This window comes from Bradyrhizobium sp. CB2312 (assembly GCF_029714425.1).
Lineage (GTDB): Bacteria > Pseudomonadota > Alphaproteobacteria > Rhizobiales > Xanthobacteraceae > Bradyrhizobium.
The window spans coordinates 7,881,577-7,906,131 of sequence record NZ_CP121668.1 but is presented as its reverse complement, the minus strand read 5'-3'; the positions used below and the strand labels follow the sequence as shown (position 1 = coordinate 7,906,131).

General features: G+C 56.6%; 20 protein-coding genes and 2 pseudogenes. 13 read left to right on the top strand and 9 right to left on the bottom strand.

The features are described 5' to 3' along the window. Positions 1–2: 2 nt before the first annotated feature. Genes QA642_RS38305 through QA642_RS38285 form a run of 5 tightly spaced genes read left to right on the top strand, consistent with a single transcriptional unit; the run spans position 3 to position 5,558 of the window. The gene (locus QA642_RS38305; RefSeq protein WP_283081536.1) at positions 3–1,241 is read left to right on the top strand and encodes a radical SAM protein; all 1,239 of its coding nucleotides are present in this window, start codon (positions 3–5) and stop codon (positions 1,239–1,241) included. 46 nt (positions 1,242–1,287) lie between these two features. Then, positions 1,288–2,340 carry an NAD(P)-dependent oxidoreductase gene (locus QA642_RS38300; protein WP_283081535.1) on the top strand — a complete coding sequence of 351 codons (1,053 nt, stop codon included), beginning with the start codon at positions 1,288–1,290 and terminating at the stop codon, positions 2,338–2,340. 17 nt (positions 2,341–2,357) lie between these two features. Further along, positions 2,358–3,920, top strand: a complete 1,563-nt coding sequence (locus QA642_RS38295) for a hypothetical protein (protein WP_283081534.1) — start codon at positions 2,358–2,360, stop codon at positions 3,918–3,920. Continuing rightward, positions 3,910–4,761, top strand: coding sequence for a class I SAM-dependent methyltransferase (locus tag QA642_RS38290; RefSeq protein ID WP_283081533.1), 852 nt, complete (start codon positions 3,910–3,912; stop codon positions 4,759–4,761). The genes QA642_RS38295 and QA642_RS38290 overlap by 11 nt, the downstream gene beginning before the upstream one ends. A 32-nt stretch (positions 4,762–4,793) precedes the next feature. After that, the gene (locus QA642_RS38285) at positions 4,794–5,558 is read left to right on the top strand and encodes a class I SAM-dependent methyltransferase (RefSeq protein ID WP_283081532.1); all 765 of its coding nucleotides are present in this window, start codon (positions 4,794–4,796) and stop codon (positions 5,556–5,558) included. Positions 5,559–5,604: 46 nt separating this feature from the next. On the opposite strand, the gene QA642_RS38280 is transcribed toward QA642_RS38285, so the two are convergent. Continuing rightward, on the bottom strand, positions 5,605–6,105 hold the full coding sequence (locus QA642_RS38280; protein WP_194389422.1) for a molybdopterin-dependent oxidoreductase: 501 nt from the start codon (positions 6,103–6,105) through the stop codon (positions 5,605–5,607). A gap of 510 nt (positions 6,106–6,615) precedes the next feature. Between QA642_RS38280 and QA642_RS38275 the strand changes: the two genes are divergently transcribed. Beyond that, on the top strand, positions 6,616–7,599 hold the full coding sequence (locus tag QA642_RS38275; protein WP_283081531.1) for a hypothetical protein: 984 nt from the start codon (positions 6,616–6,618) through the stop codon (positions 7,597–7,599). 87 nt (positions 7,600–7,686) lie between these two features. Here QA642_RS38275 and QA642_RS38270 read toward each other — a convergent pair whose 3' ends face one another. Both QA642_RS38270 and QA642_RS38265 read right to left on the bottom strand, forming a co-directional pair. Then, positions 7,687–7,950 (bottom strand): hypothetical protein, encoded by a 264-nt coding sequence (locus QA642_RS38270; protein WP_283081530.1) that lies wholly within the window; start codon positions 7,948–7,950, stop codon positions 7,687–7,689. 786 nt (positions 7,951–8,736) lie between these two features. Next, a complete protein-coding gene (locus tag QA642_RS38265; protein WP_283081529.1) occupies positions 8,737–8,988 on the bottom strand; it encodes a hypothetical protein in 252 nt (83 codons plus the stop codon). Between the two features lie 797 nt (positions 8,989–9,785). Between QA642_RS38265 and QA642_RS38260 the strand changes: the two genes are divergently transcribed. The 3 genes from QA642_RS38260 (at position 9,786) to QA642_RS38250 (ending at position 12,072) form a co-directional block, all read left to right on the top strand. Next, on the top strand, positions 9,786–10,124 hold the full coding sequence (locus tag QA642_RS38260; RefSeq protein ID WP_027562245.1) for a helix-turn-helix transcriptional regulator: 339 nt from the start codon (positions 9,786–9,788) through the stop codon (positions 10,122–10,124). Beyond that, positions 10,114–11,394: a HipA domain-containing protein gene (locus QA642_RS38255; RefSeq protein WP_283081528.1), complete on the top strand. Its 1,281-nt coding sequence runs from the start codon at positions 10,114–10,116 to the stop codon at positions 11,392–11,394. Before QA642_RS38260 ends, QA642_RS38255 begins: the two co-directional genes overlap by 11 nt. 459 nt (positions 11,395–11,853) lie before the next feature. Continuing rightward, a complete protein-coding gene (locus QA642_RS38250) occupies positions 11,854–12,072 on the top strand; it encodes a hypothetical protein (protein WP_283081527.1) in 219 nt (72 codons plus the stop codon). A 582-nt stretch (positions 12,073–12,654) separates the two neighbouring features. On the opposite strand, the gene QA642_RS38245 is transcribed toward QA642_RS38250, so the two are convergent. Continuing rightward, positions 12,655–12,849 (bottom strand): hypothetical protein, encoded by a 195-nt coding sequence (locus QA642_RS38245; RefSeq protein WP_143130673.1) that lies wholly within the window; start codon positions 12,847–12,849, stop codon positions 12,655–12,657. A gap of 948 nt (positions 12,850–13,797) precedes the next feature. On the opposite strand from QA642_RS38245, the gene QA642_RS38240 reads away from it, so the two are divergent. Then, on the top strand, positions 13,798–15,036 hold the full coding sequence (locus tag QA642_RS38240) for a tyrosine-type recombinase/integrase (protein WP_283081526.1): 1,239 nt from the start codon (positions 13,798–13,800) through the stop codon (positions 15,034–15,036). 701 nt (positions 15,037–15,737) lie between these two features. Here the strand turns inward: QA642_RS38240 and QA642_RS38235 are convergent. The 5 genes from QA642_RS38235 to QA642_RS38215 form a co-directional block, all read right to left on the bottom strand. After that, entirely contained in the window at positions 15,738–15,980 is a 243-nt protein-coding gene (locus QA642_RS38235) for a hypothetical protein (RefSeq protein ID WP_283081525.1), read from the bottom strand. Between the two features lie 155 nt (positions 15,981–16,135). Then, entirely contained in the window at positions 16,136–16,390 is a 255-nt protein-coding gene (locus QA642_RS38230) for a hypothetical protein (RefSeq protein ID WP_283081524.1), read from the bottom strand. A gap of 30 nt (positions 16,391–16,420) precedes the next feature. Beyond that, positions 16,421–16,708 (bottom strand): recombinase family protein, encoded by a 288-nt coding sequence (locus tag QA642_RS38225; protein ID WP_283081523.1) that lies wholly within the window; start codon positions 16,706–16,708, stop codon positions 16,421–16,423. A 749-nt stretch (positions 16,709–17,457) separates the two neighbouring features. Further along, the gene (locus tag QA642_RS38220; protein WP_194389417.1) at positions 17,458–17,646 is read right to left on the bottom strand and encodes a hypothetical protein; all 189 of its coding nucleotides are present in this window, start codon (positions 17,644–17,646) and stop codon (positions 17,458–17,460) included. 3,051 nt (positions 17,647–20,697) lie between these two features. Then, on the bottom strand, positions 20,698–20,910 hold the full coding sequence (locus QA642_RS38215) for a hypothetical protein (protein ID WP_194389416.1): 213 nt from the start codon (positions 20,908–20,910) through the stop codon (positions 20,698–20,700). A gap of 1,481 nt (positions 20,911–22,391) precedes the next feature. Between QA642_RS38215 and QA642_RS38210 the strand changes: the two genes are divergently transcribed. The 3 genes and pseudogenes from QA642_RS38210 to QA642_RS38200 form a co-directional block, all read left to right on the top strand. Beyond that, on the top strand, positions 22,392–22,613 hold the full coding sequence (locus tag QA642_RS38210; protein ID WP_092217518.1) for a hypothetical protein: 222 nt from the start codon (positions 22,392–22,394) through the stop codon (positions 22,611–22,613). Positions 22,614–22,710: 97 nt separating this feature from the next. Continuing rightward, positions 22,711–23,078, top strand: a pseudogene (locus QA642_RS38205) (hypothetical protein). Positions 23,079–24,316: 1,238 nt separating this feature from the next. After that, positions 24,317–24,555, top strand: a pseudogene (locus tag QA642_RS38200) (site-specific integrase); the annotation flags it as partial.

The following is a 24,555-nucleotide window of genomic DNA, read 5'->3' as shown; positions in this document are numbered from 1 at the left end:
TCATGCGCAAACGAACGCGGTCGCGCATCGAGGAATTCGGCTACACACTCGCGTTTGCGGACACTGGCGATATTGGTTTCTATTCAAACGAGGCTGCCCCTCTGATCAACGCAGAGGCGGAGCAGCAAGAGTTTGAACCCTTTAGATTAGATACAGTCCCGATTGGCGACAGCTTCCGTCTGTCAGCTCCGCTGATCGTGTGGTTCGAAATCACGCGGTACTGCAATCTTCCGTGTCTGCACTGCTACGTGGAAGCCGGTCCGAAAAGAACAAACGAGCTGAGCACTTCCGAAATCTATGAGATACTTAATCAACTGAAGGCGAAGGGCGTCTTCTCGATCGTGTTCTGCGGAGGTGAGCCCTTTGCTCATCCCGATTTCATGTCCATCGTCAAATATGCTCACGATCTCGGCTTCGTCATTTCGATTGCTACCAACGGCACTTACCTCTCTCAATCGGTCATTGATGAAATTCCACGTGAGGAGTGCGTTGTCAGCGTGAGCCTGGACGGGACCGAATCGCACAAGAAGATGCGGCATCTGTCAACTTATGAGGAAACGATCGAAAAGCTGAAACTACTCAAGAAGAACGGGATCCGCTCAGCCGTAATGACGACTTTGACGAATTCCAATCTCGCTGAACTGGAGGAGATTTTCGAGTTCACTTCGCAGCAGGATCTGTTTTTCGGAGTGACGCCTTTTAGCCCTGTCGGGCGAGGAAAGCGGTTTCCCCATCTGACACCAAATGGCAATGTCGCACAAAGTGCCTCGCCTCTCTACTTTAGAAACTACCTCGATCGGATCGAAAAGATGCAGAGGATTGGCCTTTGCGTTCAAAAGTTTCTGTCCTTCTCGTATAGGCTTTCGCACGCCATACAGCGGGAGTTTTGTGGCATCTCGCTCGCGTATATTGCATCGGACGGCGAGGTTTACCCGTGCTCGGTCTGCATGTCCGCCAAGAAATACTCTGCAGGGACCTTGCGAGAAGCGAGCTTTGCCGAACTCTGGGACACATCCTTCAAGGACATCAGGGCTGTATCCTTCAACGACTTCAAGGGTTGCGCCAGCTGCGACATTGGGAGCGCCAAACACGCTTGCGCTGGCAGATGCCCGGTTATGTCCGAGATCTACACCGGTGATCCATTGTTGTGCGGTGCGTCAGATTTCCTGAAGCAGGCCAATAGGTCAAACGGCGCGAGGATTGCAGCCCATCTCCGGTCGGCTGAGACCGGCGATGGCTAGGCGGTCAATTGGGCTCCTGAAGGAGCGAGGAACGAGCGAGAGGCGGGTGCTCCTGCTGCCACACGAAATCAAAACGTTGGTCCAGGATAGATACGATGTTCTGGTCGAGGCCAAGGCTGCGGCATCGCTTGGAATATCCGACGAAGCTTACGCGGAGGCTGGGGCGCGCATCGTAACATCGCTCGAGGCATGGCAAGCTAATCTCGTCCTCAAGTATAAGGCCCCTCTACCCGAAGAATATAGATTCTTCCGCAAGGGGTCCCATCTGGCCGCATTCATGCATGCAGAGGGAAACCCTGCGCTAATGAAGGCACTAAAGACCTCGCAGCTCACCGCGTACGCTCTCGAGTTTATTTCGCGCGCGGGCGCCTATCCGGCTTCGGTGTCGGATTCCGATATTGCCGGTCGGATGGCCGTGATCTATGCCGCGTACCATTTACAGTCTCATCTCGGCGGCCGAGGATTGCTGATGGGCGCAGCGCCGAACGGGCCTTTTCCTCGGGTGGTCATTATAGGCGCTGGAAATGTCGGGCGCGCAGCGGCGCAAACGGCGATCGCATTGGGCGCTCAGGTGACAATCTTCGTGCGCAACGCCACCAAGATAGCGCAAATTGAGCAGGAGTTCGGTAGGCGCGTGAGATGTCTGCTCAATCGCCGAGGTGTCCTGCGTGAGGAAGTCAAGAAGGCTGACGTACTGATAGGCGCAATCCTGATTTCCACCTTCGATACGCCCGCGATGGTGGACGAACGCATGGTGTCCACCATGAAACCTGGGTCGGTGATCGTGGACGTCACTTGCGGCTACGGGAAGGGATACTTGCCGTCCTTTAAGAGCACAACAAGCCATCGCGCTCCAGCGCGGCTCATAAACAGCGTCTTGCACATCAAGATCGATCATCTGCCTGCATCGGTACCGGTAACAGCATCTAAAGCGACATCCGAGCGTGTGATCAGATATGTCCGCAAGTTGGCCGATGTCTGCTTGCGCGGCGGTCGGTCAAGAATGATCGAACTATGCATGATAGCCAAGGCCGGCGAGCTCGTTCATCCAGAGCTCATTCGGCATGATGCCTTAGAAACGCGAATGCCAATCGCCTAAACGATGTGGAGTTCGGTATGTTCTCGCAATTTGAGACGAGCCCTTCAAGGATCCATCCGGAGGTCCTGCGCTACTTCCTCTCCAAACAGAGCGAATTCGGGTGCACGAACGTCTTGCCTGGGCACCTTCCGAAGACCTCGCATTCAATCGAGATGGCTAAGAGTGCGATGACGCTCGACTTTGCGATATCCAAGGCCTATCGGATACCGTTCTATGCGACCTCAATTGAAAGGTTTGCCGGCGAGCGGCGATTGCCAGACGGTCAGTGCGGGTCCGTGAATCTGGATTTGCCCGGCTGGTTTACGGCGGATTCGGCCTACTCGTCCCACCTCGATAGCATCCGGCGCGCGACCAGAGAGGAACTGATGAGCCGCGTGCGAAGCGCGTTGACGAACTGCATAGATTCTCTGCATCTTTTTTGTCCGAAGCAGTGCAATTTGGCGTGTTCGGGCTGCTATGCGTCCGCCGTTCCGATCGACAAGCACCCGTATATGGAAGAGCAGATAACCTCCTATTTCGATGGAGCAGCCGGCACCATCTCCCAAGCTCGCGCACTGGGAGCCAAGGTGATACAGACATCGGGGGACGGTGAAGTAACTGTGTTCCCACGGTTCTTCGATCTGCTGGAGCTCGTCGCAGCATCCGGCATGCAATGGCTCATCTTCACTGCAGGATTGATATTTTCAAGCGAGGAAGCGGCTGCCGGTCATTGGCGAACATACGGCCGTTTTTCGAGCTCTCACATCCGTCAACAGATTGCTCGCAATATTGAGCGCTTCTCTGCTGCCGGCGACAGCAAGCCGACTGTGCGCGCGTTCATCGCGCAGATCGAGGAATACAAGGATGTCTTGCAGATCTATCATTCCATTTGGAGCACATCGAGCGCCAATAATTCAAGCTGGCGCAATCCGAGAACCGGAGAATACGACTATCGTGAGGTCGTGCTTACTGATCACGCGCTGGAGCTGCCAACGAGCCTGCTGGACCTGATGGCGGTGTTCAAAGGGAACCATCGCAGCCGTTTCGGTATAGAATTTCCCGTCAGCGATGCTTCCGCTCGAGATGTTCCTGCGTTAGCCACGTTTGTCGCTCACGAAGGCCTTCGGAGCTACTTCGAGCCTGTCATAAGGACGGGACGGGCTAGACGGGGAAGAATAGGCGGACAAAAGTCGTGGTCCTGCGAAAGTGAGGCCATAGCTTCGCACGATGTGGACAAGCTGCTTGCAAGAAAGGAGTGCTCGTTTCGTTTCCTCCATCAGCCGATCGCGAAGTTCAGAGCTGGTGACGGATTCTTTGCCAGCCCAGGCACCGGTGTCGACTTGGACGATCTGGCAAGCCTGGGCGTACTAGAAGGATTGAGTGTAGGTGACAATCTGTTTGGTGCCATCCATTCGCCTTTGATAGTCAATGCCAACTACAATTACACGTCTGGTTGCAAATGCAATCACTTCTCAGAGCGTCTGTTGTTCGATAGAGCCAACCTCGCCGCTGAATGGCAGAACCTCGCTAACCTATCTTCAGCCGATATCACGGCCGCCGATCTCGTCAGTCGCTTGGGTGAGGCGAGCAATGAGCTCTAACGTTGGTGCTTTGGGTAAAGCAGGCTCGGGTCCAATAGGCGGAAATCACGCCCTTCCAATCGGCTATAGGGAGAGAAGTGCATTCTACGATTGTGAATTTGGCTCGTTCCCGGATGAAGTCGAGTTCATCGCCTCTGTGGGGCAAATGCGGGGGGGAAATGTCCTCGAGGTGCCGTGCGCTTGCGGCAGATTGACGCTCCCACTTTCGCGTCGCGTCGAGCGCATCACTGCGGTCGACCGTGACCCGAAAATGCTTCTGCAGCTGCAAAGGCGTTTGGCGGCACGCGGCGGAATCGAGAACGTAAAGACTGTTCTTGAGGACATGCGGTTTCTCAAGCTTTCCGCCATGTTCGACCTCATTGTGTGTCCGCGCGAGTGTTTTCAGCTTCTCGGCAGCGAGACCGAGGCACTGGACGCCTTATCATCATTCAAGCGGCACATGTCGAAGCGAGGGTGCCTGGTTCTAGATCTCGCGACGTTCGCCCGCTCGAGCGAACCTACGGAGGATGGGCCTGAATACTTCGCGGCCGGACTCGGTGACAACGAACTCATCGCTGAGTGGGAAAGAGGCCTGGACGATGGTAGCCTCCTCAGGCGATCGCGATCCCAACGCCTCCGTTCAAATCAGCTGCTTGAGCTAACGTTCTTCTACACTCTCGTAAATGGCGCGTTGACTGAAGAGTTTGTCTCGACGGTCGAGTTAAGGATCTACTCGCTTTGCCAGATGTCCGCCCTGCTGCAAGCCGCTGGGTTTCGGATGGTTGAAGCATATGGCAATTACAGGCGGGTGCCCGTCAGCGAAAACTCTGCCCGCCTGCTCATCGTGGCGGAAGCTACGTGATGCGAAGCCGAACTCAATATGTTGGCGGGTGGTTGGGTGAGGACGAAAGCCGGGTGAAGTCCTCCAGGGCTCCCTGGAGGGACGCGCTGTCACACACCAGGCTTGATCAAGAGCATGTTGATTACTTCTCGCAGTACCGATTCCTGTATTTCAATGAATCCTTCCGGGACGGGCAGGGGACCGACGAAATTCTCGAGCTCATCGCGGGCGTAGAAGAGGTCGAGTGCTGGCTTGATCTTGGTTGCGGTCCAACGACCTTGTTCTGGTCTATTCCCGCAAATGTCCGAACGAGCATCGATTGCTGCGACAAAAGCGCCGAAGCACTCAAGGTGCTTCACGATTTCATTCTATCGGACGACGTCCCTCCCTGCTACCAGCAAGTGCTAGCAAGGTTCGGGCGTGACCACCATCACTTGGCGTGCGTGCGGGAGAAGATCGACAAGTTCATCATCCATGATGTGCTCAGCACGCCCTTTCGTCACGTACCCGGCCCGCAGCACGACTTGATTACGGCAATTGGTCTGTTTGGGCTTTGCAAAAGCCCAGAACGCTACGCATGGGCTCTTGGAAACGCCGCGGCTCAACTCGCTGAGGACGGCTACATGATCGGTGCCGACTGGGTCAGGAGCGCGCGTTTTATCGACGCGGAAGGGCATGATAACTCATATATCAACGAAGCATCTATCAGGCGCGCCGCCGACGAACACCGGCTAGACGTACTGTCTCTGAGCAAGATTTGTATTCGGGGCGACCCGCTTTATTCGACCGTGTTCGTCTGGCTCATGCGCAGAGAGTGAGGCCGCTCGGAGTGGACGCCAGTGACTAGTCCTCGCTCTGGTGCGGCTATTGCGGTGAAGATTTGGTGATCTGCAGCAAGTTCAGTTGTTTCACCCAGCGGCTACGACGACCTTCTTGAGGTGAAATGACCTGGAGAGGACCGGTCCCGCTCGGCAATGGGGAGCCATCTTGCGCATCTGCCACCAGGAACGTGCCGTTATCAAACTCGGGCAGAGAAATAATCGCGACGAAACCATCAGCGCCTTGAACGTGGAGATATTTTGCGACGTCGGCACCTTTCAGGTCTTGCTTGAGCGGCACCCCCGCTTTGTTCAAAAGGACAGCCAGGTCAACTCCTGAATAGGTCGTACTTTTCCCGGCCGAATCCGTGACGGTGATCGATGTGTGAGGAAGTGCCTGAAAGTCGGGTTCAGAGAAGGACAGTGGAGTCGTCACTTGTCCATCTACCGTCAAATAAGCAGATGACGTTGCAGTCTGCGCCTGCGCGCTTGCTGCAAAGAGAAAAAGGAGAAGCACCGTACGTTTCGTACAGAACACGATCATCATCCTCTCTTTAAAGGTCAGGGCCTACTTCCAAGCTCTGTAGCGAAAACTTACTGGGAATCAATTCGGGCTTGCAAAGGCGAATTCGCGCTGTAATTGTATCGGAATGAAGTGGTGCGTCATAGAGGAAAGAGGCTCATGCGCGTTATTCAACATTTAGGAAGTCGTATATTTCGCAACGTCCTTTTTGCGACCACGATCACATGCCTTGCTCCGACACATGGACATGCCGCTAGCGGTTGTGCTCCCGGATCGACTTGCCTCCCGGTGACAGGGAAGGGCGTTCCGGCTCCTGAGCCGGCACCTTTCATTGCGCAATGCACCGGGGCCTTTCCAGACTTCGTCACGCCATCAGCGATGGTACCGAGCGCTGGTCCGTGGTTCAAACTGTCCCAATCGTACCCTACGGTTGTCCCGGGGAACGACGCACCGTGGTCGAATATCGACTTCAAGGACGGAGTGACGGGGGCCAATGCTTACCTCTATGCCCTGCGAGACTATGCATTTGATGGCATGATCGATGCCGACTTCAAGCCGGAAGCCAACAACGTTCGGCCCTGGTTTCACATGCCGCTGATGAATTTTGGACCGCGTGCACGAGAGCCGATGCGCGGCTTGACCTCAGAACGTTCTGTGACCGGACCGGAGCTCGGTCTCAAGCCAGGAGTGACCATTCACAATTATGCGGTCGGCTTCTACAATGCAGCGGGTGCCGTCACGATCGGACAGGTCTTGGGCGGCGCTTCGCCCGATCTAGCAAAAGCTCAATTCCCCCAAGGAGCAATGACCTTCAAGATCTTGTTCAGCGACGTTACTGCGAATGACTTTCAGGATTCTGACGTCTTGTCGGGTGCTCCGCAGTGGACGATCCGGACAGCTGCCGGCCCCCAAACCGTGCGCCTCATGCAGATGGACGTCGCCGCGGTGGATAGTCGCTCGCCAACCGGGTGGGTCTTCGGGACTTTCGCTTTTGACAGCAATGCAACTGATACCTCCCCGTGGCGGAGGCTCCGGCCCGTAGGCCTTTCATGGGGAAATGACTTCGGCTTCACACCCGCTGACCAGCAAGCAGGCAAGAAGCTGACCGAAACCACGATCTCGGACCAGGCGCCTGCTTACGCAGCCTCCCATTTGGGATGGGCGGGGCGCGCGAACGGGCCGGTCGACAATCCGATTTCGGGGTGCTTGAGCTGTCACAGCACCGCCCAATTGCCGTCGGCGCCCATTACATTTTCGAACGCCTGTACGACGGACGCTCAGAAGATGCTTTGGTTCAGAGATCTGAAGGGTAATCAGCCGTTTGGAGGTGTGGATGCAAGCTGCAATCCCATCACCAGCGCACCTCCGCCGAAGCCTCTCGACTTTTCACTCCAATTATCGGTCGCAGTCCAGAACGTGGTGCAGTTTGGTGATGCCAATCCGTGTTCGCCATCGGCCTCTATCATGAACCTTCGGGTCGACGACCATCCCGGAGAGCACCCGCGTATTGCGCGCTAGCGCCAATTACAGGGATGGAAGAGGCCCTTCCGCCAAGATGCTTCTTCTCAACGACGTGCTGCGACATCTTCGTCGCGGCGGTTGGCATCAAGCTGTCAGGTCTTTGACGAAGTCCTTCTCGGAATAGGTCTTGGCTTCGAGCCCGAGAAATTTCGAACTCGGTTCGGGATTTCTGGCGATCGTCTGCAACTCTTCGATCTGCGGTGGGGTTGCAGGCAGGAATCCAGCAAGCCTATGTGCTCGCTCGACTTCACCCGCATATAATGCTGTGCGCTGAGACCACTGGAGCTTGAGCTCCTGCTCGAAGCGGGCGTCCACGTACGGACGTGCAATAATGAGCTCTGCCAGCAAATTGGCATCAAGAAAGGCATTCTTAATTCCCTGGGCGGTGAGGTCCTTGTGAGACTAAGCATCGCCAATGAGACACGCTCCGGTGTCTGACAAGGCGCGGATGAACGATTGTTGATTCAACGCCCTTCGGAAGCCCTCAGCTGAATGACGTAGATCATGTCTCCGTCTGTGGTGGGAACACGGGGTACCCCACTCGTCCACAAGGATGTAGCAATCACTCTGGACCTTATTTGGTACATACTTGTAGAGCGTGAAGTGATCGAACGATGAAACATTGAGTATTGGACCTGGAGCCGCGATGCCACGCTCGACATCATGCCGTCGGCGGCTACAAGGAAACGTGCAGCCACCGTCCGACAAGAGCCTCGGACAGACGCGCCGTGAGAGTCGACTTTCCCGTGCCCGGTGCCCCCAGTACGCCGAGCTTAATTGTCCCGCTCGGCGGGCCTGGCCGAAATCGGTCTAAAATATCGTTGAGACTCGTCATACCGGCATTGTTTCTACTACACGTTAGATTAGAAACATGGCGTTCAAAAAGCAAATTGTCGCACGCGCGCTAATCCCGGACTCGTTGGGACGGATTTTCGTGCAGAAGCGCACAATGAGCCGTCGACTCTTCCCGGTTGCTGGGAGCTCGTCGGCGGTCAGGTTGATGAAGGCGAAGACGTGTTCGCTGCGCTGAACCGAGAAATCGAAGAAGAGACTGGTTGGAAACTAGGACGATCATAGAAGAGCTCAACGTCAAGCCTTGGTCCAGCAACGGAACGGAGTACGAGGAGCGGCAGTTCATCGTGACCGTTGATGGCGAGCTTGAAAGGACGATGTGCCTCTTTCCCGGTAGAGCGCGCCGGAATGAATCATGTTCAACGTTTGATCGATCAAAGCGATACGAGCATTTAGCGAGGGCGCGCAGGCGTGCCAGGCCTTCTCAACGCGGTCCTCGAGGATCCGGTGGTCCGCGTTTGCAACCGGCTCGATAAACGTGCGAATTTCAGCCGGCGAAAAGCTGAAATACGCCGGAATGGCGCCTTTCATCATGAGCTTTGCCTTGCCGTCCGCGGCATTACATTCCGAACAGACGAGCTCGCGAGGGAAGCTGGATACCAAGTGTTCGACGGTATCGGCTATTTCTCCACATCCTGGCGGAAGATCCACGGTCCAGCGGTCCCCGAACAACGTGCGCCCTCGACGCCCCACAATAGTCCCGCAGGTGATCGTGATGCTCTTCCAAATTGGCGAGCAGAATACCGCGACTGGAAAGGCGGAAGAGTATCAACTTTGCTGCGCCGGCAAACGGGACAGAACCAATTCTGTTCGACAAGAGCCCAATTCTGATTGAGGTCGAGACCCTTCGCACCGTGTCTGAGAACGGCAGCCTTGGTTTGGCTGCTGCTCCATCTTCCATTTCGGTCTGGAAAGCAGGATTCCATTTCATCGTCGGGCAGTGTTGAAAGGCGCCAGAAGGCGAGTTCGACAATCTACATGCGGCTCGGTCCCCATTCGAACTCAGGCTCAATTTCAAAGTCGCCGGATTTGTCTGTCATGAACGTTTTTCAATCGTTTGCGTTCATGCTATGTTCGCGAGGTCGATGCCGCAATCTGTCGCGCCTTTAGATGCGAAAAATCTCCTGTGGGAAGCTTGGACGAGGCGAGATCTGTGCTTGAATGGTGGTCCTCGGCAGCTCCTTGATAATTTCCCATTTTCTGTGGAACCTAGATGATCCATTAATGGACCATAAGGGGCTCATTTGGGCTTTTTGTGAACCACCCAATTGGCTTTTGCAGCTTTGGTCTATATATGATCCACAAGGGTCGTGACGATCTATTTATGAACCATGGCTAAGATCCATCATCCCATTTCTGCCTATGCCGCCGATGCTGCGGTGCTGCTTGGGCAGCTCCTGCGCAAGGCCCGCATCGAACGGAAGATGAGCACGCTCAATGTCGCGGAGCGGGCAGGGATCTCGCGCGGGCTGCTGCGGCGCATAGAGGCAGGCGACCCGCGATCCACAATTGGCGCTGTCTTTGAGGTCGCCGCGATTGTCGGCGTCAGGCTGTTCGACGTCGAGCAGGCGACAATGTCTCAGGCGATCGAAAGCAATCGCGAAGTCATGACGCTTCTGCCTAAATCCATTCGTGCCCGGCGGGGTGAAGAGGTCAAGGATGACTTCTGATCCCAAATTCACTGAGGCCTATGTCTGGACTTGGCTACCGGGCCAGACGAAACCGGTTGTTGCAGGACTTCTGTCGGCGCGTGGCGAACAGCTCCTGTTCAACTATGGACGGAGCTATATCGAGCGCAAGGACGCCATTGCGCTTTACCAGCCCGAATTGCCGCTGCGGAGCGGAATCCTTCCGCTTCTTGCGGGTCTGAACATGCCGAATTGTATTCGCGACGCCGCGCCCGACGCCTGGGGCCGGCGCGTGATCCTCAATCGCAAGTTCGGTGCCCGTGAGAAGGAGATTGACGCGGGCAGTCTTGCCGAGCTGACCTTTCTCCTCGAGTCAGGGTCGGATCGCATCGGCGCGCTCGATTTTCAAGCCTCGCCCTCCGCCTATGTCGCGCGTGAAGGCGAGGGCGCCTCTCTCGATGAGCTCTTGAATGCGGCGGCGCTCGTCGAACAAGGAACGCCGCTGACGCCCGAGCTCGACCGGGCTCTTTTCCACGGTAGCTCCATTGGCGGGGCGCGCCCGAAAGCGACGATTACCTCCAACGATAAGAAATTCATCGCGAAGTTTTCTTCGCAAACCGACCTCTATAGCGTGGTGAAGGCGGAATTCATCGCAATGCGCTTGGCCGCGGCGACCGGGCTTCGCGTCGCGCCTGTGAACCTTCAACGCGTGGCGGGCAAGGACATCCTCCTCATCGAGCGCTTCGATCGTGCGAAGGCTACCGACGGATGGTACCGCAAGGCCATGGTATCCGCCCTAACATTGCTTGAGCTGGACGAAATGATGGCCCGTTACGCCAGCTACGAACAGCTCGCCACGACCATCCGCCACCGTTTTACGGAACCCAAGGAGACGCTACGGGAGTTGTTTTCGCGCATTGTCTTCAACGTGCTCTGCGGCAACACGGATGACCATGCCCGAAATCACGCAGCCTTCTGGGACGGCACGAATCTGACGCTCACACCTGCCTATGATATTTGCCCGCAAAGCCGCACGGGCGGCGAGGCGACGCAAGCGATGCTTATATTGGGCCAGGATCGACACAGTCAGATTGCGCTCTGCCTGAAAGGCGCGCCATCGTTTCTTCTCAACGAGGCGGATGCCGTCGCGATTGTCGTGCATCAAATCAAGACCATCAAGGATCGCTGGTCGGCTGTTTGTGACGAAGCCGCGCTTGGACAAGTGGATCGAAACTTGTTTTGGCGCCGCCAGTTCCTGAATCCTTACGCCTTCATTGGCGCGCCGCAGGCCATAACGAGCCTGATCAGCTAGTTCGATCGGAGACCAAACACATGAGCGACAAACACGATCGAAGTCTTCCAGGATCTCTCGATCCTTGGTCCCGAAACCAGGCGTGCAGAGCTGCGGGAGGCGCTTATTGCCGCTACAGCAACGCCATGGGAGCGTGGGATAGACGCCGAGAAGGACCTTAGTCGCATGGCACGCGGCGACGATGTCCTCGTCTTTCAACGGCAGAGCGACAAGAGCCTGCCTGCGGCCAGGCTCACGCTCTGGTCCCGCGAAGGCGGGTATACGATTACAAATATCGTTCCAAGAGAGTCGACCGGCTTACTTACGCGCAATACAATGGCCTCTTGCAAGAATTCGAACGCCTGATCGCCAAACCAGCAGCCTTCGACCGGCTTCGTCGTAGAACTCTCTTCTCTTTGGCAGTCCCTTGAAGAGTGGGTCTCGCCTGAGGCGGCTAAGGCGCTCGAAGCTTTCTCGGATTTGGCGAACAAATCCACCGGCTCATCGCATCCGCTCGACCAACAGCGCTGGCTCCGCTTTTTGATCCTGGCGCATTGCAGCGCGCAAAAACCGGACGGCGAACGGTTACGCCGCTGGTTAATGGAGGTCGAGGGGGACGAGGACCATGCCTTGAAGCTCGTCATTGAATATGAGTTCGGGCTCGATTTGCTGAATGCCTATGATTCCCAGCGCGCGTGATGGCTTTTCCAGTCTCCGACATCGTGACGCGGGGCCCGGCGGTGCTGTGCCTCGGCACCTGCATTAGCGAGTCTGATGTTCCTTGCGATACCAGTACCAAGAACTCAGGAATGAATTGATTGGGATGACGTTGCGATCATCACTGAAAATGGTTTGGAGATTCCGGGCAATCCCGTCGTAACGGGCTCGCAATTCGGCTTCCGGCATGCGACCGAGATAGGATGGACGCGGTATTCGAACTCCCAAACATCCGGCTCATAGGATGAGGCTGCTTGTCCCCACGATCGCATAGCCTCGTCCCGCGGAAGGGAGATCGGCAGGGGCAGAGACGGGATTTCGGACATGACAATATCACTCTCTTGAGCGCCATCAGCGACACGTCTTATAGCCGAGTCGTTCTGTGATCCTGTCGTCGGCTGTTCGGGGAATTGCCGAAATTGAGGACCGTTGTCGTCGGTCCCGATAATCCCACTATCAGCTGCAAATCGGTTAGGATGCCGGCCTGTGGGGGCCTGAATCATGAAGACTTTTGAACAGATATTTGAAGAATTGATCGAAAGGGCCTTGGAAGCGCATCCTGATCTAACTGAGCAGGATATCGCCGGGGCTTCGGCCAACTTGCTGTCGCAGTTTATTCCAGCTGTCGCGCGCGATATGTGCAAGGATCTGAAGCGAAGGATGCCTCAGCTTCTTGCGCGCGCCAGAAAATCGGACGCAGGTTTCGAGAAGAGAATTTTTAAGCGATGGCGCAAGCCGCTCGATCTTCTGGAGCTGCATCAGCGGGTCCCAGGTTCGAGGCGCCATGTGCCAAGCCTACAAATCAACCACTTACGACCTGCTCCTTGGAAGGGGTGCTGCGCCATCCGATCCATGGACCTCCCAGCCGCGCGAAGCAGTGCGTCTTCCGTTTCATCGGCGAGCTTTTCGTTTAACGTGTTGATGCGCTCGAGGCGCATCCGTATTTTGCAAGGCCTTCCATTCGTCATGAAGCGACCGCTGCGATTCAACCGTGGGCTTGAGCCCGGAGAGCCGGTCAAATGCTGCATCTATAGCTTTCCTGTCCCACCGATGTGTTCCGGGAATGGGTCCCGGCATGATCCCCGCCCAATCCAGTCGTTGAAAGCTGATAGCGTTTCATAACCGGCGTAGGCCGCGGCTGCTCTTTTGACATCCCGCGAGGTGGGATCATTTGATCGTCCATATCGTCAACGAGTTCCTTCCAAACGTCACTAAACTGCGATGGTAGGTCTGCGTGGGAATCGGCTCAATAGTAACTTTGGATCCATAACTAATTGCCTCGACCATAGCACCCTCCGCTTCATCCGGAACGGCCCGTTCTTGAATCGTGCCGAGACCCGAGTGTGAGCTTTACTGATTCCCTACCGCTGTTGTCGTCTTTACTTATTTGTACGATTTTACGCTCGAGTGCGCGATAGAGGTGGGGCTGAGCTTGCCCACGGAGTAGGTCTCCGCGACGAATGTTGCAGCACGAGTAAGCTTCCGCTCTACAATATTCGATAAGGCGTCGATGACAAATCGAACGCAACCTGAAATTACACCCGATACCCCTCTTCGCCTTGCTGATGCCGTGAAGATCGCGTTTCCTTTGGGAGGAATGACGGTCGCGGGCTTACGTCGCGAGCGCGATCGTAACCGATTGGTTATTGAGAAGATTGCCGGCAAGGAATTTACAACGCTGGCTCATATCGGACGGATGCGAGAGCTATGCCGCGAAGAAGCAAGGGCGCCAGACTTCAGCTTAAGGCCGCCCGCCGAAACAAGAGGGGAAAGATCACCCACCAAGCAACCTGGATCATCAGAGACAACGGCCGGGATGTCGGCACAGGCTGCGCTGCAGATGAGATTGCGGCCGCGGAGGAAAAACTAAGGGACTACATAAGCTCCAAACATACCCCCAAGCGACGCGTCCGCCACATAGACGATATCGCAATCGCGGATGTCCTCTCGATTTATTTGGATGCACAACTGGACAAGCTTCGCTGTCGTTTCAACGCTGATTGCGAAAATGAGGACACCATCCCCGATATCCGCAAGTCCAAGAAACGAATAGAACGATTAAACGAATGGTGGGGAGCAAAAATGCTTGGCGAGGTCAATGGGGAGGCATGTCGCTCCTACACCAAGTGGCGCGGCAAAAAGGGAGGCGCTCGGCGAGACCTTGAAGACCTACGAGCTGCGATTGGCCACCATGCAGCCGAAGGATTTCACCGGGAAATCGTGAAGATCTCACTACCAGAGCGAGGCCAGCCTCGAGACCAGTGGCTGACGCGGAGCGATGCGGCCAAACTGATTTGGACGTGCTGGCGCTATCGTGAAATGCAGAAGGGCTCGCGTCGGCCGACCGACGACCTGAAGGTCCCGACAAGCAAGCGTCCGCTACGCCATCTTGCACGGTTCATTTTGTTGGGGATCTACAGCGGAACTCGTGCTGGAGCTATCGCAGCTGCATCTCCCATTCCCGCGATTGGTCGCTCTTACGTCGACTTAGAGCGCGGCCGCTACTACCGCCTGAAGCAGGGCAGCGCGAAAACCAACAAACGGCAACCCACCGTGCCGATCCCCTTGCGCTTGCTCGCGCACCTGCGGCGCTGGCACCGAGCTAGTCCAGAGGCGAAGCATTTCGTGGAGTACAATGGGAAGGCTGTGACGTCAGTCAAGACTGCATTCAAGAGTGCAGTCAGGCTCGCAGGCCTCGGCCCGCGAATCTCCCCTCACACTTTGCGGCACACAGCTGCGACTTGGCTCATGCAGAGAGGTACGGACCCTTGGCAGGCAGCTGGCTATCTTGGAATGTCGCTAGAGGTGTTGCTCAACACCTATGGTCATCACCACCCCGATTATTTGTCCGATGCCGTGGAAAAAATCACCAGTCGAAATCCGGCTGGGGAACGAAAAGCCCACGTATCTGGTGCGGTGATTCCGATCCGGCGAAATGGCGCCTGAATGAGCTACGGACTTTTTTGGTGAGCCCGGCAGGGCCCTCAGACTCTCAATTTATCATGTGCGACAAAGTGGGCAACTTGCGCGCTTCAAGCGATTTCAGGGGTTTTCGCGACACTGTTACCAACTTTTTGAGCCACAGGTCCGGGTTAACCGCAGCAAAGGGCTGCTTCGCAGCTCGTCGTGTAAGCCTAGGGCACAGCCACGACTGCTTCGCCTTCGGCGGCAAGCCAAACCGCACTGGCTTTCCCGCAAGACGCACCAGGCTGATCAATTCGTAGGCGGCCGTGAGTGAGCCGGAGTGACGAACCACTGTGCCACACGAAGGCAGGTCAGAGTCCTCATCGATAAGTCGGGCTGAAACCCGGCCCTTTTGCTCCGCTAGCCGCTTCAGTCCAACCAGGATGTCTTCTGAGCGATACCATAGACGGGCGCGCTGCCCTTGAAGTCGGGGCTGAGGTCCAATGATCGCCCTGCCTTCCTCCTTCCGCTTCAAGGCGGCCTTCATGACGTCGGAGGCCGTCCGGGGTGGCAAGTGCGCCAAGGTCCTTGCATTCGTACCGAAGCGCTTCGTAAAATGGTAGGCGCTCGGAGTAACACCGTTCCGGTCGAGCAGCGTCGCCGATATGTAGCCGTTCTGCTCCTCAAGCTGGCGCAAGGCCTGTAGTAGACTCACCTCCGTCCAACGAACGCCATGATAGAATTCATCGCACTTGGCGGCTTTTCCTGCCCTTCCACAGACGCTGCTGAATTTTGCTGCGGGATAAAACAGGAAAGCCGGCCTGTTTCATTGCTGCTGTCCTTGAGCCGAAGTAACGGCGAATGAGATTATTGGACGGCAGGTCGGGCGCGCCATCAATGAGACCGGTGGTGATCTGCCCGTGCTCAGCATAGAGCTTCCGCAAGCCGGCCAATATATCCTTCTTGCTCCAATGCAGCGCATTCATACCGAACGGAGGTATCGGCGGCGGAGTCTATCCAATGGCCTCATACGCCCTTCGGAGCGAACCGAAGTAGCTGAGGATGGTTTCCGGCGCCGGGACGGCAATCGAGAGCTTCTGGCGCACGTACATCCGAAAAAAAGTCGCCTAATCACCTCAAGTTATTCCGGTGGTCCTGGGATGACCATGACCTTGTCGGTGGTGAGCGCCTTCCTTTCTCCACGTTGCAGGACCTGCCGAGCACTCTGCTCAGCATCGACCAACAGACGACGGAAGGCGTAGATCAACGTGCCGCCCTGTCGACATCCTAATTGGGCCTGCTGGCGCTTACGGGGCATTTTCTCGGAAAGTTCGCGGCTATATTCTCCAGCCATCACCCGTTTCAGATGTTTGATGATGGTGGTGATGGAAGTCACATCGTCACCGAACGGTTCGCCGCAGTAACATCACGCGTACCCCAGCTTGCCTGCAAAGGAACTCATAGTGGGCGGCCTGGTCGGGATTCTGAAAGCGGGCCCATCTTTGACGTCAACAACCAGGATCGCTTCGAATTTGCGCTGAACCGCCAGTGCATCGCTAACCAGATTCTTGAGTGCGTCGCGGCCTCTTAGCGACAGTCCACTTTTTCCGGCGTCGATGTATGACGCCACAATTTTGTGTCCGTGCTGGCTCGCGTACTCGGCAATTGCATTCCGCTGATTTGCAGTTGAGTAGCGCTGGTTATCGGAGGACATGCGCAAGTCTATTGGGCGGCTCGCAGCATCCCCCAGGCTCCATGAGCGTAGGCGAATCAGCCGCTGCAAGTGAGAAAAGGGCTCAGCAGGCGTCCAGCTTGAACAGACTTCGGGACACAATTTCTAGCTAAAGAAGAGTCTGCACGCGCCCTTGGTCAGCGCTGATTGACGGCCTGGGGTTGGGCGACTCCGAATGACATGGTCTGTTGCGGCGCCGGTTGCCGAAGCGGTGCGCTTTCCGACGCTTGCTTCTGAAAGGAGGAAGTCATTGCAGGCCCATCCGCGCGCGGTCATCGTGCTTTGCCACATCGTCATGGCCCTGAGATCGATCATTTGCGACGCTCGAGATGGGCGCCAGGTCTCTGTTTACCAATGCCGACTCGCCTGGAAGGACTCACCCGCGAGCGCGATGGTGCATAAAGGCAATGGATATAAGCGGTGGCCTACGCGCGTTGCGCAGCATCTCAGTTAAGCGTCGACGAAAGGCAGTTGTAGGCACCCCGAGCTGCGCGCTAAGGAGCTTCAGACGTTCGCTTTCTTCCTGATCGTCGCCTACTTCCCGTTTTTTGAGCTTAGCAAAAACAACGGCTTCCGGCCACCAGTGACGATGTGCGGCCATCGGCGCGCTTGGAGGGCTGGATTCTCAACATGGCCGGATCGGCAATCAAGCGGCGATTTGCCAGGGAGCAGGGAGGGCAAGAGTTTTCCGAAGGAGGAGCCAGGCTAAACCGCTTCTCTCTTGGGCGTTCCTAGTGGTCCTGACGAAGTTGCCGCTCAATGTCGATTGCTTGATCTGCATTGCGTGCTCGCTTGAGCAAGGCATTGCGCTCGTTGCCGGGAGGCTTTCCATCTGCCCGCTCACGCATATCCTGTGCAAATTGCTCGAGTCGCATTTCCAGAGAATCCGTCTGCTTGAATCGCCGTCGCTTCAATCCCATCGCATGTTCCTTCTGCTGATGGGTATTGATTGTACGTCCGCGTGCAGATCATCGCAGGAACATAAGTTATTTCGGACTTAGACCTTTGAACTATCAAGCGCCTTGCGAATCTGCGCCGATGTTGTCCGAATCCAGCCACTGACGCCTACGGGCAGAGCCTTGGCCGGTGATGGTGCGGTAGGTAGCGCACAAAGACCTTAGTTCCAGCTTTAACTTCTAAGGAGCCCCGGGCGCGGGGCATCTTTGCTGCTCCTCCCTTGTCAGCGCATCAAGCCGATCCAATTGACCCGCCAACCCGGTAAGGCTCCGAGCTATGTTCTTCGTCAGGAAGGCGCGGTCTGGGGAAGTGTTGGGGTTCTGGGAGAGGGCTCTGTACTGACGTGCAAACTCTAAGCAATGCGCGGCGGAAATCATCTTGCCTCCGAGGGCCATAAAAACGATCAAAACGTTCAACCTCCGGCTTAGTTCCATGAATGGGAATGACTATAGAATGCATCTGTCTCGGAAGGCAACGCCGTCCGGATCGTCGCCAACCCGGACACAACGGAAGCGGGAGCCCCGGAAGGTCGGCTCCCGCGACTGGAAAAATAGAACTTGCCTCAACCGATGGCGATCCAGTTTCAGCGTACGCCCCGCTCCCAGTTTCATTGGACCCTGCATCGCCACGGTCGCCAAGACCGCACCGGTAGGGCCGGATTGGGCCTACGAAATCAAGCACGACGGCTAGCAGCTCTTGGTGCGAATCTTCGCAGCTGGGACGTCAGCCAATAACTCATCTCAAAGGGGGCTTGTTGCTCGCCCATGTGATTCGCCTCTCTTTTAAGTGGGATCAGATCGCGAGTTCGGCATCAATAACATGGATTATGCCGAGGACGGCTTGGTAGCACCGGGGTCGTCAAGACACCCATATTCAATACGCGCCGATTACCCGCGACTAGGGCGGTGGCACAACCGTAGCGGACCGCCTAATGTTGGGGATCGCTCCTGTCGGCCTCTTTGCGGTCGCGACCGAGGCGTGCACCGTCAATCGCGGGTTCAACGTCGATAGATGGTGGTGAACAAGCCATGCCCCGGAGCGCAACCCGTAACTTGCCGAAGTCCGCAGACCTATTTGTTATCAAAGAAGAGCTGATGACTGGGCGCAGGATTGTTGTTGCTGCTTCGGCCGGGCCGCGCCTGAGTGGTCGGATCGGTATTATCGTTGGCCAAGGGGCAACGGCGACTCAGGTCAAAGTGCTCCTCGACGGAGCCAAGCGCTTTGTAACATTGCACGCGCGCTACGTTGACCTGCTCAAAACACGCTCTTAGTCGCCGGCTACCGCGACGCCATTATGAGTGTAACACTGGCGAATGTACGAGCGGCAAAAATAGGCGACGGAACTGTGCGAAAGTGAACAGGGGTGCTTTTCGCCATGCGGGTAGGCTCACGTCTGCTTGGCGCACCGGGACCCCACAGCGGCCCGGCCTACACCCCCAAACGCCTCCCCGGCCTGTCTGGCGGTTTAATGCTAAACAATGTTGCTCGTCATGAGGCCTGGCGGCCACTGGCGCATCTCGAAGTCCCGGACTGTAAGAATTGCCGGATCACCATGAGATGGTTTCGATCGGAGTTGGTGCGAGACACTCCGGATCCGCTAATCGGCCACTTTTTTGTCTGCCCGAACTGCGAAACTAAACTTTTACGGGGAACAATCGGTAATCGCGCGGGTTGGCGCACTGCTCCGGCCCAAGCCCCCCCAGCGTCCGGAGCGTTCCACGGCCCCAGCTCGCCTGATGCTGGGGCCGCCATTTTAGGTCCGGCGCTTGAAGCGGCGGTCGGAAGCACGAAGAGCCCCGCTCTCCAAATGTGCATGGCGGTCTGCGGCACCGCTGATGCGAGCATTAACCCATTTGCGGCTGCGGGAACCTAGGCTACTGGCCTGTGTTGTTCGGCTAAGCGAACCGGAGGTTGGGTGATGAGCACCGAGACGACGTTCGTCTGCGATTGTTGCCTACGGAAAGCGGATAATCATGTTGGTTGGGCTCATATCAGTGTCAATTGGGCCGACGGGGATCGGCAGGTCATGCCGGACGAACTCCGCGATCTACGCGAAATTTGTTGGAGCCCACTGCAGCAATTGCTGAAACAGCAGCTTGAGCAACATGCTCGAAAGCGAGGTGCATAAACACGCAGATCATAGGATTCAGATCTGCAAAAGGATTGAACGGTCAGCACAAATTGTCGGCCGGAATGCATCGATGTGGCATGTTCATGATGTCTCTACCGTCGGACCTTCGGCAACGTCTTCTAAACTGTCCTGAGCTATTCTTGTGGCATGGACGACGATGATGTACCTGCGGGGTTTGGCACCGCTCTTCGACAGAGCTATGCCCGTCTAGCCGCTTGGATGGTGCGGTTCAACCGCGCATCTGAGCCTAGTCGATCGCCGCACCCGACGCGGGTTGAACAACCCAATCGAGTTCTCGACAAATCGCGTCAGCCCGCGCCTCCGCGCCCATAAGCTCGGACGAGGCCACGTTGACGGAAAGCCGCAACTTGCGCCGATCTTGGTCACCGGAAGAGGAGGGCAATTAATCTCCCTTCTTGGCGATGGAGCCATTGCCGACGAAATTGGAGAACGGCTAGGTCGGACGCGTCAGTTGGTTTACGCTCGCCTCCATCGCTTTCAGAGGCAGCGGTGGCAAGCGAGCAGAACAAGCGGGAAATTCTTCCCGCAGTTGCCCATTGTTTGAACCTTACCGCTTCGCATTGCTCTTTCGCCAGCTACCGCTTCAATCCTCAGGCCATCACGCGCCGCACATGCATGTCTCCCCAGAATCACTGTGGCAGAGACCCTCACCGCGTGGTCGACCGGCAAAGTATCGCGTTGCCGCGGCGGAGGACCCAAAAAACGAGACTGGCAGCGCCTCATGACCCACCGACGTCGAGCGGTAACCAGGCATCAACCGATACCGGCTTACGATAGATCCTCGCGGATTGGTGACGAGTACCGCGGTACGCATGGGCATTGAGAACCCGCTGGCTGTCGAGGCCGGCGGGTTTTTCGTTGACTAGTTTTCTCTGTATGGAATACCGAGATTGTTGCAGGCCGCCGCAAATGACGCTTTTGCCTTGGCGTCTTCAAAGCAGAACTTAGTGCCGACCTGCGCGCGGTCTGTCCACCAGCCAACATTTGCATCTTTCGCGATACGAAAGGCTTCGTCGCGCAAAAGGTCCAGTTGCCTCCCGGCAGCACGGACAATCAGGCAATTTTCTTCAGGCATAGGTATTGTCTCCAATGGCAACGAACCACAAAGTTGTCAATTGAACGGAAAACGCTCGGCCGGAGCGACTGTCAGCAAAAGGCCGCAGCAGTCGTCCTGCTGCGGCCACTTGTCAAAACATTGCCGGGTAAAAGAGGATCTAAGTAGAACAAGTAGAATATGCGCCAGCTCCCTAACACATGTACGCCGCCAGTCGCGAATCATTTCGCCAATTCCGAATTTTGGAACTTTTCAGGCCATTCGCCCCTACGCTCCGACCCGCAATTGGATCGGCAGCCGGGAGCACTGGGGCTGGAAAATAAGCCGTGCCATGGTCGGTCCCAAGGTGCAATCCTTCGAATGACATTGATTTGGCAACGGTATGTTCGCCCGCAGGAACGCCAGGCGGCTTGATCCGATCCGAGCGACATCTTAGAGCCCTCAAGGGTGCCGCGCCGATCGTGCGGAACGTCGCGGCGCCGGCCGCAGGGGTCGTACCAGGAGCGGCGCCTGCGGCCCTTCCCTTTTGTCAGCAGAGCTGTGGGAATTTGGATACACATCCGGGAATAATCGGCAAGCGAAGACAGCTGATCGGAAATGTGCTTGTGTCTCGCGGGTGACGGCCTCTGTCCCAGGAGGCAAGAGCCTGTCCGGGGGCCCCAGCATCATCATGCCCCGCGGCCCGATGCTGGGGCCACCACGGGCACCGTTTCTGTACGAGGCTCGATTGGACGAGACTTGGAGAGTCCTGTTTGCGATCAGTGCGACGGCTGTTGTCGCCGTTGGCTCATTCTTCGCGATCCGGTTTATTATCGGTTTGCACCTGTGACTTCGATCTGAATTGATCACTGCCCGGGTGGTCTACGATTGCAAGTCGTGCATCGCCGCGCTCGAAGTCGGGGCCGAACGTCGGCTCCCCGAGAGCCGCACCCCTGACAGACAAACCGCGGCTCGAGATCTGACAGCCGGACGTCATCAGCCCAGCGATCAGCGCTCAGTTCAATGTGGTGTCCGCAATGGCAGTAGCCGCGCAAGCCCGTCTCACGCATCTCCGCCGAAGGTGGTCTTGAACTGCCGACCGTCAGCATGCGTGGGCTTGGGGCGTCGGACTGGGCGAGGCATGCCCCATTCAAGCGGCATCGTAAGTACCTCGCAAAATATAGATCGATGGTGGCCTCGAACCCGCGCGAGCTACGGCCTCTGGTGGGTGTGGAAAAGCAAAGCCTCTCGCTCACTCAGAGAGAGCGATCCAGACACACCGGTTATACATACCCGATTGCCGAATCTTCCTAGACATTAGCATGCCTCGGCGGCTCCCCATTACTGTCGAGGCCTCCAACGGCTCCGGCGGGTTGTGCTGGGGCCTTTTTTCCGGCAAGCGAGCGGCATCCAGTGCAACGTGTTACCTGCAATGTGGAAAAGTCCCACAGCTGTCGATTGCGAACTTAGGAACGAGAGCTCGGCTTTCACATTCCTCCTGAAGTGCAATCGGGAGCCTTAGCATGGCAATCCAAATCGTGATGGATCATAGCGGCGATAGCCGACACTTCTTCGACAACTCCAATTCAGAAGCATTGGCAGAGGCGGAGAAGCGTTTTCTGCAATTTGCTCTCAAAGGGTATACCGCGGCGGTGCGGAAAGGGCCCGGTGAGGTGAGCAGGATCACCGCGTTCGATCCGATCGCGGAAGAAACGTTGTTCTTCCCGCGGCTCGTGGGCGGGTGATCGCGAGGTGACGAGAAGGCATCGTCGCATCGGCTTATGGCCCCATCGAAGCGTCGCGGTAAGCAGGCTTTATCAAGCAGCTAAGGCCGAGAAGACGATTCAGGGTCGTGCGCTACGACTGCTGCGTTCTTGGCTTTCGCCCGAGCAAAGGACAGAGTTCGATACCGGGGGGTATTTCGATGTGGTAGGATGCGACAGTGGAAGCGTTATCGCATCCGGCGGGGAACATCCGGGAACGTCAACGAGATCGACGAGTACGGACGGCTCGGCACGGGCTGGTGTTTCGTCCCGCTGGGTGGCTTGGTAGAGGGCGACGTCATGCTCGCCCAAAAAATAGCTATCGAGACGGACGAGGAGCGCGCTTTGAGCGTTCCCAACTCCTTCCCAGGACCCATCCGATGGCGCCTACCCAGATATCGTCCATCAGAGGGGAGGAGTTTGGGCGCACGTTTTTATTCCAGCTAAGAGCCGGTCGGGACAATCAATAAACCTCCAGACATCGCCCGCAGGTTGGGGAAGTGCGGCTCAACGCCGTCGCAGCATCGAGCTTAATCGGCATCGGCATTGTGTTTCACAATGAAAAGTTCGCGCTATGCTTAACGTGGCCAGTCAGCGGGCGCGCTAGGGTCGGATTGGGTCCCGGTTCGCGCCTATTACACCGGCTAGCTTCGCCTGTATCGCGTAGTCTTGGGTGTCACTGAGATCCATGGTGCGGAGATAAAGTCACCTGGCGCGAAAACAAGTCTTAAAAAAACAATTCAGCAACCTATTGCCAGCGGATTGGAGGAAACGCTTGCTGTCTGCGGGTGCAGTTCTCACGCGCTCCACCTGACGCAACATGATCGTGTAGGTGCTGGCCGTGGAGCAATCCGCATTCCGCCCGGATTGTTGTGGCGCACTCCACCCTAGTGCGCCATTCGTTGTCGGCTCATCTGAGCACGGATGCTCCCGCACGAGATCCGGTGCCTACTGCGGGGCCAGTTTGGTTCACTGGCGCTGTCCGATACCGCTGGCTCTCACGAGGCCACCTAGTTGCTTTTCTTCATTGCTCCAAGTTAGTCGAAACTCTTCCGCTTGGACGGAGCCATGAGTGGCCTTTGAAGCTCTTGCGTGGTTGAATCTTCCAATCAACAACCTGCTCTCTATTGATCAGCTTTAGATCCCGAATAGGATGAAAGTTTGATCGCAGTCGAACGTCGTCTCAATACCAAAGATCCCAATCCCTCGAGCCTCTGCCTTCCAACAAGTCCCCTCGTTAACTTATCAAACGACAGCGTCTGCTTTCCATCAAAACGACGTTCGTCACTTGTAACTGACTTCGGCGCTCCTTCGATGTCGAACGACGCGATGCCCGCGGCGAGTTTTTCCGCGCCTATGACGACGGCTCCGCGGGGTCGACAGCGGCCGCCTTCTCGGCCTGCGTCAGACCGACCTGCTGAACGACCACAACCTCACGACGTTGAGACTAAGATTGAGAACGCGCATGGACGACAAACGATGGCATTGACTTCCTAACATTGAGGAGGCTGAAACCAGAAACGTGGGTCGCGTCGGCCAAAGCTACCGGACCGAGGTATCCGTGCTCGAGTTGGCATGTTGGGGGACCCAGTGCCTCCCTTATGCCTGCGTTGTCGTTGGACGAGCGCTCCTCGAGACAAGGGAGCGATTACCGCGGCGTCCAGTTACGAGCATCCATCGGTGCTACGCTGCGACAGACCGCAGCGACTTGGCTCATGCAGCGAGGCGCGGATTCGCGGCAGGCAGCGGGGTATCTCGGGATGTAGCTTGAGGTGCTGTCAACACGTATGGCCATCACAATCCCGACGATTTGTCGGATGCCGTCGACAGAATCGCTAAGTGCTGCCCAGTCAGCGAACGAAAAGCGCACGTATCTGGTGCGATATCTGGTGCGGTGCTTCCGATGAAACGAAACCGCCCTTGA